This window comes from Bradyrhizobium sp. F1.13.3 (assembly GCF_040548265.1).
In the GTDB taxonomy this organism is placed as follows: domain Bacteria; phylum Pseudomonadota; class Alphaproteobacteria; order Rhizobiales; family Xanthobacteraceae; genus Bradyrhizobium.
Genome location: NZ_JBEPRI010000004.1, coordinates 432,619 through 445,099, shown reverse-complemented (window position 1 = coordinate 445,099; position 12,481 = coordinate 432,619). Strand labels below are relative to the sequence as shown.

Below are 12,481 nucleotides of genomic sequence, written 5' to 3'. Positions count from 1 at the left end.
TGATAATGCAGCTCTATTGTATATTTCGGCAATGGCACTCAGAATCCCTGCGGTGCAGCGTTTCCCGGCGACTGTGCCTGCTCTGCAACAGCATTTCGGAGAGAAGCAGCTATAGTCCGGGACATCAGATCACACGGACTTCAGTGCGCTCGCGCCTGCCAGACAGACCAAAGCTTGGGGATTTTAAAATGAAGAAGATTTTGCTCGCACTGACTGCGGTTGCCGCGATGACCGGTTCGGCCTCGGCCGCTGACCTTGGCGCCCGTCCCTACGTGAAGGCGCCGATGGCGGCTCCCGTCGCCAGCTGGACCGGTTTCTACATCTTCGGCGGCGCTGGCGGCGGCCTCTCGGCCTCTGACCAGCGCGTGCAGACCACGGTCGGCGCAGTTCCCCTGACGATCGATCAGCGCCAGGGTGGCTCGGGCTGGTTCGGCACGGTCGGCCTCGGCTACGACTGGCAGTTCAGCGGCACCTGGGTCGCCGGCGTGTTCGCTGACGGTCAGTTCGGCAGCATCCGTGCCACCATTCAGGATCCGACCCTTGGCCTCACCGGCAACCAGAAGCTGGAAGACTCCTGGGCCGCTGGTGTCCGCCTCGGCTGGCTGGTCGCCCCGAACGTTCTCTCCTACGTCAACGGCGGTTACTCTGGCGCCCATTTCGGCCAGACCAACTTCATGACGCTGGGTGGCGTTCCCGCTGGTGTCCACCTGGGCAGCTACAACCGCAACGGTTGGTTTGTTGGCGGTGGCGTCGAGAACAACCTGAACATCTTCGGCATCCAGTCGCCCGGCTGGTTCATGAAGACCGAGTATCGTTCGGCCTTCTACAACGCCAAGACCTCGGACATCGTGACCGACGTGGGCAATCTTCCGATCGGTAACAGCATCCGTGCCAACAGCTGGAACCAGACGATCTCGACCTCGCTGGTCTACCGCTTCAACTGGACCGGTCCGGTCGTCGCGAAGTACTGATCCGAACGCAAGTTCAGACGTCAAAGCCCCGGCATCGTCCGGGGCTTTTTCGTTGTGCGGTGCTTCAGCGGCTGATGCCCGCTTTCAGCTTTGGGTAGGCGTCTCGAAAGCTGGCTTTCCGGCGATCTTGCGTATGGACATGCATCCGCCCTGCGGCCTGCATCAGCAGCCATTGTATCCCAACCACGGCTACGGCTAGTCTCCCGCCAAGTTTTCGGGCCGCGGCAATCGGCTTGTCGCGTCCCGACAGAAGCGGACCAATGGGGAGGAATGCATGCGCAGATTTCTGCTTGTAGCAGGCCTGTTTGCCCTCGCCGTCGGGCTGCTCTGGATCGGACAGGGCACGGGCACCGTCGCGTGGCCGCGATCGAGCTTCATGGTCAACCAGTTGCAATGGGCCGGCTATGGCGCAGCCATGGCCGGCTTTGGGCTGGTGCTGATCTGGCAGAGCAACCAATAGAAGAAACCAGGGAATAGCAGCATGACATCCAGTCGGTTCGATCTCCGCGGCAAGGTCGCGATCGTCACGGGCGGCAATGGTGGCATCGGGCTCGGCATGGCCCGTGGCCTCGCCGATGCCGGCGCCAACATCGCCGTGGTCGGTCGCAACGAAACCAAATCCGCCGCCGCCGTCGCCGATCTCAGCCAACGCGGCGTGAAGGCGATCAGTGTTGCCACCGACGTCACCGACAAGGCGGCCATCGCCGCGATGGTCGAGCGTGTCATCGGGGATCTCGGCCGCATCGACATCCTCATCAACAACGCCGGCATGAGCATCCGCAAGCCGCCGCACGAGCTCGAGCTCGACGAGTGGAATACGGTGATCAACACCAACCTCACCAGCGCCTTCCTGTGCTCGAAGCTGGCCTATCCGGCGCTGAAGGCGTCCGGCAACGGCAAGGTGATCAACATCGGCTCGATGATGTCGATCTTCGGCGCGAGCTTCGCAACGGCCTATGCGGCGAGCAAGGGCGGCATCGTTCAGTACACGCGCGCCTGCGCCAATGCATGGGCGCCCGACAACATCCAGGTCAATGCCATCCTGCCGGGCTGGATCGACACCGACCTGACCCGCGGAGCGCGGCAGCAGGTATCAGGATTGCACGAGCGGGTGCTGGCACGCACGCCTGCGGGGCGGTGGGGCGACATCGACGACTTCGCCGGCATCACCGTGTTCCTTGCCTCGTCCGCCTCCAACTTCGTCACCGGCACCGCGATCCCCGTCGATGGCGGGTTCTCGGTGATGGCGTAGGCCGTACGCGAAAGCCCTGCACACAAAAAAGAAGCCCCGGACAATGCCGGGGCTTTTAAATTTGGGCAGTGATCGTCTTTTGTGGCTGCTTGGTCGTTCGTTGACGCACTCAGTAGCGGGCGATGACCGGCGCGTCGAACTTGTAGCTGGCGCGCACGACGGCCCACTGGATGTCGCGCGGCTTGGCATCGAAGCTGTAATTGCCCGAGGTGCCGCCAAGTTGATAGGTCTGGCTGGCGAAGGCTGCGTAGTTGTACTCGAGGCCGACGATCCAGTTGCGGGTGACGCCGTATTCCCAGCCGGCGCCGACGGTCCAGCCGTTGGCCCAATGGGTCTGACCGCCAGAGCCCGTCGACGGGTTCGGAACGGTATCGCTCACCGACAGGCGGTTGTTCACGCCCGCATAGCCGCCCTTGATGTAGAACAGATTGTTCTGCACGGCGAAGCCCGCACGACCGACGACGGTCGCGAGCACGTTGGCGCGCCAGGAGAACACATCGTCTAGGCCGACGCCGAACGTATTGTTCCTGCCCGAGCCGTGGTTGTCGAGGCCGGAGATCGTACCTTCCATGCCGAACACGTAGTTGTTGGCCTGCCAGTTGTAGCCAATCTGGGCGCCGCCCATGATGCCGGCGCCGCGCTGACGAAAGCCCTCGCCCGGAGCGAGGTCACCAAAGGGCGTTGTGTTCGCGGTGTTGTTCCAGCGCTCGTTGGTCCATGCGCCACCGATGTGACCGCCGACATAGAAGCCGGTCCAGTTGAACATCGACTCCATATAGGCCGGCGCCTTTGTGTAGGGCCGTGCACCGAGATCGGCAGCGGAAGCGGCGCCGGTCGAAATCAGAGCGGTCGTGCAGGCGAAGGCGGCAATCAATTTGTTACGCATGGTACACCCCGTGTCCTTTGATGGGTGCACGCTCACATGCAGTTCTTACTCAAATTTGAATCAAGACAGTTAAGACGTGGGATTGGCAAGCAGCGCGCCTTCAATCCGTTTGCGCTGTTGCACGCAGGCAACGCGCCGAGCGCGATTTAACGCAGCGTTATCCCTACCGGGTTCTTGCGCTACCGTGCCGGCGCAGCCTTCGACCGCACGTGCTCGGGCCGGACGCCGAGCGCGAGCAGGCGCGCCGGAATGCCCTGGAGCCACGGCAGCGCGGTGATGAGGCGCACGACCAGCGGCACTTTCAGCGGCCGGTCGCCGCCCTGCAAGGCGCCGCTGATGATGTTGTTCTGCACGATCATCTGCATTCGCTGCGTCATTTTCACCGGGAATTCGCGGCGACGGCGCACGGCATCGAGTTCGTCCTCCGACGGACAGCTGTTTTGCAGCTTGTCCGCCAGCAGATTTGCGGTCGCAACCGCATCCTGCACGGCGAGATTGACGCCGACGCCGCCGACCGGCGACATCGCATGCGCGGCATCGCCGATGAGAAGCAGGCCCGGCCGCGTCCAGCGCGGCAGACGGTTGATCGCGACGGTGAGCAGCTTGAAATCGTCGAAGCTCTTCACATCGGCAATGCCGATCTTCAGGATCGGCGCCATGCGAACGACGTCATCGAGCAACGCCTGTAATCCCCTCGCCTTCACCGCGTCGTATTGTCCCTTGGCGATGACATAGGCGCACTGCCAATAGTCGCCGCGGTCGAAGGTGATCATCATCTTGCCGGGCTCGACGCGCGCGAACACGTTCTCGGTCTCGTTCGCCTTGCGGCCGACGCGGAACCACAGCACGTCCATTGGCGCGCCGATCTCCTCGACCTCGAGGCCGGAACGCTGACGCACTGTCGAATGCCGGCCGTCACAGGCGATGGTGAGATCGGCTTCGATGTCCACGATGCCGTCCGGCGTCTTCGCCCGCACGCCGACGACGGTCTCGCCGCGGCGGATCAGATCGACGGCCTCCGTGTTCATCATCACCTTCAGCGAGGCGAAGCGCTGGCCGGCCTCGCGCAGGAAATTCAGGAAATCCCATTGCGGCATGAAGGCGATGAAGGGGTACTTGGTGCGGAGGCGGCTGAGATCGGCGATGCGAACGGGGGTACCGCCGAACAGGCCGTCCATCTTCTGCAAGCGCTGATGCGGCAGCTTCAGGAATCCGTCGATCAAGCCGAGCTCGTCCATCACCTGGAGTGTCGAGGGATGCACGGTGTCGCCGCGGAAGTCGCGGAAGAAATCCGCATGCTTCTCCAGCACCACGACATCGATGCCGGCGCGTCCCAGGAGATAGCCGAGCATCATGCCCGCCGGTCCGCCGCCGACGATGCAACACCGCACTTTCACCGAGGAGCCCTGGGGATGCTGCGACGTATCGGATTTCACGGCCGGGTCCTCATCCACCAGTTGAGCTTTCTGTGCAGTGCAGCAAGCAAGATTCATTTGCCGCAGTTGTGAATGGCCGTTAGCCTTGCTGCCAATTCCGACTCATTCAGGAAATTGCAGTGCAGACAATCTTAATACTGCTCGGCGTCTGGATCCTGATCAACGTGCTTTTCGTCGTGATCATGATCACGCCGCGGAGGCCCGGGCTGGCGCCGGTGCGCATCGAACAGAACGGCTATCCGTACGAGGAGTAGGAGAAGCTCCTGCTGCGCCGCGTCATCATTTCGATCGCGATGGGCGCGTTCTTCTCGCTGACTGCGCCCTTGATCGAGGCGCTCGACTCGATCAAGCCTTTGATAAGGATGCGCCGCGAATAGTTGCGGCGGACGCGGCCTGCTCGACACCTCAGTTGTTGCTGCGGTTCGCGCTGCGGAAGCTCTTGATCTCCGACACGCTGCCGTCGCGATAGGTCAGCTCCACCGAGATGAACTGCGTTGCCGGCGCGAGCTTCATGTAGAGCGGCATGCCAGCGCTGATCGCGCTGGGATCGCGCATGTCGCAGCCCGGCATCTTCAACACCTGGTTCGGAACGGCGGTGTCGATGCCGATGCGCACCTCGCGGATTGCGCAGCGGTAGGACACGAGGTGCGTGTAGTAGACCAGCAGCCCGTTGAACTCGCGGAATGACAGCCAGCTCGTCGCGGTCATGTCGAGGATCTTGCGCTGGTCGCGGATCAGCGCGGCTTCGGGATCGAACCTGATCGGGAACGGCCCCTGCATGTCACCGGACTGGTCGACATAGCGGACCTCGATGGTGCCGGCCTGCGCGTCCGGCGGCAATTCAATCGATGGGTTCGGCATTCTCTTGCGCGTGCGCGGGTCGAGCGTATCGATGAAGCCGGTTTCGCGGAAATCGCCATTGCCGGCCATGCGCCAGGATACGCCGAGGGTCGGGTCGGCAAAGGAGAACACCACGCTCCACCCGCCATTGTGGCGCGAGAAGCTCGCGATCGGCGCATTGGTGGTCTCCTCCTTCGGCACGCGCGGCACCGACACCGGCGGCAGCGCCGCAAGCTTCTGCGCCGGCGGATCGGCCGGGCGCGCGGCGACGTCCTTGGCGATGCCGCTGAGGAAGACGTCGTCGACCATCTGATCGAAATAGACCGGCACCTGCCTGTGCTTGACGGTGTCGGCCATCTCGGCGACGAGACGGCGCGTACGCTGCGCCACCTGCACCAGGTTCTCGCCGGGCTGGAGCAGCTCCTTGGCGAAGGTGCGCGTGAACACCGAATTGGGATTGGCGTCGTCGTTGGAGAGGCGGTCGAGCGCGGTCTGGCGCGGGCCCGCGGAGAAGACCGAGAACACGCCTTCAGGCAGCTGCACCATCGGGGCAAGTCCGCCACCACCTGAGACGGCGCGGGTGCCCTTGCGCTCGAACGGGTTGTTGCGGCACGCGTCGAACACCAGGATCGAGGTTCGCGCCTTCTTGTTCTGGAGACGCTCGACGATGCGATCGGCCAGGATGGAGGCGTCACGCACCAGCTCTTCCTGCCCTTCCGTCGCCGCCGGCACGTCGGTCGGCAGCAGATAGTTCTGGCCGGCGATCTCGAAGCCGTGGCCGGCATAGAAGAAGAACGCGGTGTCGCCGGCCTCGATCGTCCGATCGAACGCGAGCAGCGTTTCCGAAAATTGCTGCCGGCTCTGGTTTTCGGCGACCATCACCGAGAAGCCGAGCTGCTTCAGCGTATCGCCCATGGTGCGGGCGTCGTTGACCGCCTTGAGCAGCTTCGGAACGTTCCTGTAGTCGTTGTTGCCGACGACGAGCGCAACGCGCTTCTCTGCACAGGCGGGAAGCGCGAAACCGCTGAGGCCGGCCGCGAGGCCAAGCGCCGCCAGAACTCTGAAAAGCCGACGCGTCATCGAAAATCCCTCACGAACGGCCCACGCCGGTTCCCTCGAACATCGGTTCATGGGAACCGCGCCGTTGATGTGATAGTCGGCCCAGCCATAGCGCTGGTTCAACAGCCCCGAGGACTCAGGTTCTGTCGTCTAGCCTATGGCAGATCCCGCTGGAATCTGCTTTTTCTCAGTCAATTCTTGTGGGCGATTCCGCTGGAAGCGAGGGGCTGCCGTGTATCGCTGGTGCACCGACGAGGTCGAGCCGCACGACCGCTTCGACTTTTGGCGCGAGGTGCGCGCCAAGGGCCTGTTCGGCGTCACCGCCGAACTCGAGCGAGAACGCCGCGCGGACTTCTTCGGCGAATTCTCGCTGCGCCAGCTTGGCGGCGCCGGCCTCGTCGAACTGAAGGCGTCGCACTACAGTGTCGAGCGCAGCATGACCGACATCGCTCACGCGCCGAGCGACAGCATCTGCGTCTATCAGCAGCTCGGCAGCGGCGGCTGGTTCGGCGGCATGCGCAGCAGCGACTTCACGATCGCCAATGGCAGCTTCGCCACCAGCCATACCGACCAGCCCTATCGCACGACGCCGCTGGGCGCAGGAGGCTTCCATCTGCGGATCCTGAAGGTCCCCGTGAGCAGCCTCTCCACGCAGGATAACCGCATGCGCGAGCTTGCGCCCCGGACGTTCGACGATTCCACCCTGGCGCCTCTGCTCGGCGCCTGCTTCGCCGATCTCGGTGAGGTTGCCGCGGGTGATGACGGCCCCGCCGATGCCGCTTCCCTCGTCCAGGCTTTAGCCCATCTGGCGCTGATCGAGCGCGGCATCCTGCGGCCCGGCAGCCGCCTCGGGCAGGCCGCGCTGCGGACCGCCCGGCTCTCGCAGGCACGGCGCCTGATCGCGCGTCACCTGCAAGACCCGAATCTGGCGCCGACAGTGGTGGCCGATCTGCTCGGCATCTCCGTGCGTCACCTTCATATTCTGTTCGAAAGCACGGCCAAGAGCTTCTCGCAAACCGTGACGGAGGAACGCCTGAACCAGAGCCGCCACTTGATGCGCGAAGCCCCGGACCGGCTGATCGCCGACATCGCGACCTCCTGTGGCTTCGACAGCCTGGCGACCTATTACCGGGCCTTCAACGCCGCCTACGGGATGGCCCCCGGCGACTTCCGCGCGCAGGGGCCGCAGGGGCGTTAGCCGACGTTTGGGCAGCTCCGGCCGATCGCCGGATTGGGCGGAAAACCGCAGCCGCGCCCGCTATTTGGGCGAAAACCTCAGGTTTTTTAGGGCCTTCCCGCGCCTGCTCCATTGACTTTGGCCGATTCCCGCCTATGTTCCGTGGCGACGCGGCTCAGATCGAAGAGCGATTCCTGAGCTTGGCGCTTTGTTCGCGTGAGTCAGCACCCCCAGCTTCTTTGAGAGCGCGCCGTTTTGGGGTGGAACGCGACAGCCTTATTACCCTCGATTCCGAACGGCGGTTTCGACCAGAGGCTCAATGTCTTTTACCCATCTCGGACTATCCGAAAAAGTCCTCGCCGCAGTGGCGGCCACCGGTTACACCACCCCCACCCCCATTCAGGAACAGGCGATCCCTCACGTCCTCGCTCGCAAGGATGTGCTCGGCATCGCCCAGACCGGCACCGGCAAGACCGCGGCCTTCGTGCTGCCGATGCTCACCATTCTCGAAAAGGGTCGCGCGCGGGCGCGCATGCCGCGCACCCTGATCCTTGAACCGACCCGCGAACTCGCGGCGCAGGTGAAGGAAAACTTCGACCGCTACGGCGCGGGTCAGAAACTCAACGTCGCCCTCCTGATCGGCGGCGTTTCCTTCGGCGACCAGGATGCCAAGCTGACGCGCGGCGTCGACGTGCTGATCGCCACTCCCGGTCGCCTGCTCGACCACACGGAGCGCGGCGGCCTGCTGCTCACCGGCGTCGAGTTGCTCGTCATCGACGAAGCCGACCGGATGCTGGACATGGGCTTCATTCCCGACATCGAGCGCGTCTGCAAGCTCGTCCCGTTCACCCGGCAGACCCTGTTCTTCACCGCGACCATGCCGCCGGAGATCCGGCGCATCACCGAAACCTTCCTGCACAATCCGCAGAAGGTCGAGGTATCGAAGCCCGCCACCACCGCTGTCACCGTTACGCAGTGTCAGGTCCCGGCCGGGCGTGAGGCGCACGAGAAGCGCGAGCTGCTTCGCCGATTGCTGCGCGAGGCCAAGGATCTCCAGAACGCGATCATCTTCTGCAATCGCAAGCGCGAGGTCGCCGTCGTTCACAAATCGCTGCAGAAGCACGGCTTCAGCGTCGGTGCGCTGCACGGCGACATGGATCAGTCGGCCCGCACGGCGGCACTCGAACAGTTCCGCAAGGGCGAGCTGCCCCTGCTGGTCGCATCCGACGTCGCCGCCCGCGGCCTCGACATCCCCGAGGTCAGCCACGTCTTCAATTTCGATGTTCCCCACCATCCCGACGACTATGTCCACCGCGTCGGCCGCACCGGTCGCGCAGGCCGGTCCGGCATGGCGATCTCGCTCGTCACGCCGCTCGACCAGAAGTCGATGGTGGCGATCGAGAAGCTGATCGGCCAGAGCATTCCGCGCGCCGAAGGCGATTTCGAAGTCCGCACCGATGCTTCCGATGCGAGCGAGCGTCCGCGCGAGCAGCGCGGCCGTGAACGTTCACGCGGCGGACGCGGCAAGCCGCAACGCGGTCGCGATCGTGAGCGCAGCCACGAGCCGCGCGAAGCGCGTGGCGAGGCACAGCCTTCAGCCGAAGCACGGACCGCTCCCGAGGCGAGGCCCGCTTCCGAAGCAAGGCCCGCACGCGAGGCCAGGCCTCCGCGTGAATCAAGGCCTCCGCGTGAAGCCAGACCTCCGCGTGAAGGCAAGCCATCATCCGAGCCGCGTGACGGTGCGCGCCAGCAGGCCAATCCGTCGCATGTGCCGTCGATCGGTCGCCCCGAGCCGCGCCGCCAACGTGAGGCCGACAGTGAGCCGGGCGACCACTCGCATCTGCCGGCATTTCTGCTGCGTCCGGTTCGCACCCCCGCCGGCGCCTGAAGCGCGATGCGCGCCTTTGGTTGAAGTAAAGCTGGCGCGCACTTTTTTGGACGCATTCGTGGGCGTATATTTACGGGGCGTTCACGATCGTCCGTTAGCCTACGAACATAATTTAAGTATTGCTGCGGTCGACGGCGCGCCGATCGCTGTGGGGTATGTTCCGTGGTCAAGGTGCTCGACGAACACGAACGCACGATGGCGTTCGCTGAGGTTGCGCTCGGTCAAATCCGATCGCTACGACAGACGGCAATTCCCCGCAATTACGAGATCTGGTTCGTCTACGCCACCGGCTACAACGCCCCCCTCAACAAGATCATCAACGAGACGCTGGCGCGGAGCGGCAAGCTGACCGAAGCCGATCTCGATCAGATCTACGAGACCTACCTCTCCCACATCAAGACCACCGACCGCATCGACAAGGTCGGCGCGCGCGTCATCGGCGAGATCGACGACGTCATGAAGGTACTCGGCGACGCACTCGAGATGACCGGCTCCTACGATGCCAGCCTGTGGGGCGCGACCGAAAAGCTGTCTACGGCGCCCGAGAGCCGCGAGCAGATCAAGTCGATCGTCGAGACGCTGCTGCATTCCACCAGCGAGATGCGCGAGACCAACAAGGCGCTGGAAGATCGGCTGACGCTCTCGAAGAGCGAGATCAGCAATCTCCAGCAGAGCCTGGAGGCAATCCGCGCCGAGAGCCTGACCGATCCGCTGACGGGGCTCGGCAACCGCAAATATTTCGATCGCATGATCGACATGGCCGTGCAAGGCGCGCTCGCCTCGGGCGAACCGCTGTCGCTGCTGCTGGTCGACATCGATCATTTCAAGTCGTTCAACGATTCCTACGGCCATCTCACCGGCGACCAGGTGCTGCGGCTGGTCGGCCTGTCGCTGAAGCAGACCATCAAGGGCCAGGACATCACCGCGCGCTATGGCGGCGAGGAATTCGCGGTCGTGCTACCCAACACCGCGCTGCGCCAGGCCCTCACGGTGGCCGATCACATCCGGCGCGCGGTGATGGCGAAGGAATTGAAGAAGAAGTCCACCGGCGAAATCCTCGGCCGCGTCACCATCTCCGTCGGCGTCTCCATGCTCAAGCAGGGCGACGACACCGATGCGCTGATCGAACGCGCGGATGCTTGCCTGTACGCCGCCAAACGCAACGGCCGCAACCGCGTGATCTGCGAGGCCGATCCGGAATTCGCGGTAGAGACGCACAACCGCGTGGCGTGACGCCGAAGCCGCGCACCGCCGCCCGCGCTTGACATTCTGACCTGACGAACGACATCTCCCTCGCCGTCTCGAGGCGCCCGACTGCGAGCATCCGGAGGACTTATCGTCTTGCCCAACCCGCATGATTTTCACACGCCGCAACCGTCCTACACGAGGGACGACTTGTTGAAATCGAGCGAGGGCGGCTATTTCGGCCCGGGCAATGCGCAATTGCCGGCGCCGCCGATGCTGATGATGGACCGCATCACGGAGATCAGCCTGGACGGCGGCGAGTTCGGCAAGGGCCATATCGTCGGCGAACTCGACATCGCGCCGGCCCATTGGTTCTTCGATTGCCACTATCGCGGCGATGCGACCATGCCGGCCTCTCTGGGGCTGGATGCCATGTGGCAGATGGTCGGCTACTGGCTTGGTTGGTCGGGCTCGCCGGGCAAGGGCCGCGCCATCGGCGTCGGCGAAGTCGCGTGCACGGGCGAGGTCACACCGAACGCGCAACGCGTGCGCTACGAGGTCGCCATGCGGATGGTCCGGCGCGGCAAGCTGGTGCTCGGAATTGCTGACGGTCGCGTGCTTGCCGACGGCATCTGCGTCTTCACCGCCAAGGACATGCGGGTTGGTCTGACCAAGGCCGTGGACTGAGCTTACCCCAGTCGCTTGGCGCGCTTCCCAAGCGAGCTCTTTTTGCTCGCCTTCTTCGGCGCTTTCGCAGGCTTGGCGACCTTCTTCGCCGGCTTGTTCGCCGCTTTCTTCGGTGTCTTCTTGGCTTTGGGCCGCTTCTTCACCTTGGCGCGCTGGGCGGCGGCGAGCGCGGCCCTCGCCCATTGCGCGAGTTCCGCGGAATCGTCGAACAGGCGGGCCGGCAGCTCCCAGTAGGAGTTCACCACCACGGTCTTGGCGCGGGTCGAGTATTGGAACGGCTTCGAGCCTTCCGCCTCAAAATCCGGGATCGTCATCTCGTCGGCGCGGAAAAACAGGCCGGCGCGCAACGCGAGCGCGAAGTTGATGCCGTCGGCGGAGATGCCGTAGCCGGAAAACATTTTTCGAATCGCGACGGGGCCGAAATCGGCGAACAGGTCGATCAGGAATTCGCGGTCCATGGCTGACCTATCTCCGCACGGTCGTCCTGGCGAAAGCCAGGACCCATTACCCCAGGGAGTAGTTTAGCGAAGACTGCCCGTCGCGCCACGCCGGTACCGACATCTCTTACCGACGAGAGATCACGCTGTATGGGTCCTCGCTTTCGCCAGGACGGCCGCGGGCCCTACCCGTCGATCTGCGCGGGACGCAGCTCGACCGACTCGCCGCAGCCGCAGGCGGAGATCTGGTTGGGGTTGTTGAAGACGAACTGGGCCTGCATCTTATCGGCCTTGTAGTCCATCTCGGTGCCGAGCAGGAACAGCACGGCCTTCGGATCGACCAGGATCTTGACGCCCTTGTCCTCGACGACCTCGTCGGTCGGGCGGACGTCATGGGCGTATTCGACAGTGTAGGACTGACCGGCACAGCCGCCGTTCTTGACGCCGACACGCAAGCCCACGATCTCGGAATCGGCCCGCTGGGTCAGCTCGTTGATGCGCTGGGCAGCAGCGTCCGTCAGCCGCATCACCTGCGGGCGGGGCCGCCGCGGCTTCGGAGTGGATGCTGGTGTCGAGCCTGACGAAATCTGTGTCATGTCAGTGATGTGGTCCGTTGCCGAGCGAATTCAATGCCAAGGATCCAACAAGGATCTTCTAAGTATC

At 64.0% G+C, this 12,481-nt stretch carries 13 protein-coding genes; 8 read left to right on the top strand and 5 right to left on the bottom strand.

Annotated features, from left to right (window positions below):
- Positions 1–188: 188 nt before the first annotated feature.
- The 3 genes from ABIB66_RS14485 (at position 189) to ABIB66_RS14475 (ending at position 2,223) form a co-directional block, all read left to right on the top strand.
- Positions 189–971 carry an outer membrane protein gene (locus ABIB66_RS14485; RefSeq protein WP_275171942.1) on the top strand — a complete coding sequence of 261 codons (783 nt, stop codon included), beginning with the start codon at positions 189–191 and terminating at the stop codon, positions 969–971.
- Positions 972–1,245: 274 nt separating this feature from the next.
- The gene (locus ABIB66_RS14480; RefSeq protein ID WP_007591540.1) at positions 1,246–1,431 is read left to right on the top strand and encodes a hypothetical protein; all 186 of its coding nucleotides are present in this window, start codon (positions 1,246–1,248) and stop codon (positions 1,429–1,431) included.
- Between the two features lie 21 nt (positions 1,432–1,452).
- Positions 1,453–2,223, top strand: coding sequence for an SDR family NAD(P)-dependent oxidoreductase (locus ABIB66_RS14475; protein ID WP_354203675.1), 771 nt, complete (start codon positions 1,453–1,455; stop codon positions 2,221–2,223).
- Between the two features lie 109 nt (positions 2,224–2,332).
- Here the strand turns inward: ABIB66_RS14475 and ABIB66_RS14470 are convergent, their stop codons facing one another.
- Entirely contained in the window at positions 2,333–3,109 is a 777-nt protein-coding gene (locus tag ABIB66_RS14470; RefSeq protein ID WP_354203677.1) for an outer membrane protein, read from the bottom strand.
- Between the two features lie 179 nt (positions 3,110–3,288).
- Positions 3,289–4,545, bottom strand: coding sequence for an FAD-dependent oxidoreductase (locus ABIB66_RS14465; protein WP_354203679.1), 1,257 nt, complete (start codon positions 4,543–4,545; stop codon positions 3,289–3,291).
- A gap of 119 nt (positions 4,546–4,664) precedes the next feature.
- On the opposite strand from ABIB66_RS14465, the gene ABIB66_RS14460 reads away from it, so the two are divergent.
- Positions 4,665–4,799, top strand: a complete 135-nt coding sequence (locus tag ABIB66_RS14460; protein WP_354203681.1) for a hypothetical protein — start codon at positions 4,665–4,667, stop codon at positions 4,797–4,799.
- Positions 4,800–4,950: 151 nt separating this feature from the next.
- Here the strand turns inward: ABIB66_RS14460 and ABIB66_RS14455 are convergent, their stop codons facing one another.
- Positions 4,951–6,465 (bottom strand): caspase family protein, encoded by a 1,515-nt coding sequence (locus ABIB66_RS14455; protein ID WP_354203683.1) that lies wholly within the window; start codon positions 6,463–6,465, stop codon positions 4,951–4,953.
- 211 nt (positions 6,466–6,676) lie between these two features.
- Here ABIB66_RS14455 and ABIB66_RS14450 point away from each other — a divergent pair, with 211 nt between their 5' ends.
- From ABIB66_RS14450 to fabA, 4 genes are all read left to right on the top strand, one after another.
- On the top strand, positions 6,677–7,642 hold the full coding sequence (locus tag ABIB66_RS14450) for a helix-turn-helix domain-containing protein (RefSeq protein WP_354203685.1): 966 nt from the start codon (positions 6,677–6,679) through the stop codon (positions 7,640–7,642).
- Positions 7,643–7,940: 298 nt separating this feature from the next.
- On the top strand, positions 7,941–9,509 hold the full coding sequence (locus tag ABIB66_RS14445) for a DEAD/DEAH box helicase (RefSeq protein ID WP_354203687.1): 1,569 nt from the start codon (positions 7,941–7,943) through the stop codon (positions 9,507–9,509).
- Positions 9,510–9,671: 162 nt separating this feature from the next.
- Positions 9,672–10,742 carry a GGDEF domain-containing protein gene (locus ABIB66_RS14440; protein WP_354203689.1) on the top strand — a complete coding sequence of 357 codons (1,071 nt, stop codon included), beginning with the start codon at positions 9,672–9,674 and terminating at the stop codon, positions 10,740–10,742.
- A 108-nt stretch (positions 10,743–10,850) separates the two neighbouring features.
- Complete coding sequence (fabA, locus tag ABIB66_RS14435; protein ID WP_275171932.1) at positions 10,851–11,381, top strand: bifunctional 3-hydroxydecanoyl-ACP dehydratase/trans-2-decenoyl-ACP isomerase; 531 nt, start codon at positions 10,851–10,853, stop codon at positions 11,379–11,381.
- A gap of 2 nt (positions 11,382–11,383) precedes the next feature.
- Here the strand turns inward: fabA and ABIB66_RS14430 are convergent, their stop codons facing one another.
- Together ABIB66_RS14430 and ABIB66_RS14425 are read right to left on the bottom strand one after the other, a co-directional pair.
- Positions 11,384–11,839: a TfoX/Sxy family protein gene (locus tag ABIB66_RS14430; RefSeq protein ID WP_354203691.1), complete on the bottom strand. Its 456-nt coding sequence runs from the start codon at positions 11,837–11,839 to the stop codon at positions 11,384–11,386.
- Between the two features lie 164 nt (positions 11,840–12,003).
- The gene (locus ABIB66_RS14425) at positions 12,004–12,414 is read right to left on the bottom strand and encodes a HesB/IscA family protein (RefSeq protein ID WP_081747958.1); all 411 of its coding nucleotides are present in this window, start codon (positions 12,412–12,414) and stop codon (positions 12,004–12,006) included.
- Between the last annotated feature and the right edge of the window lie 67 nt (positions 12,415–12,481).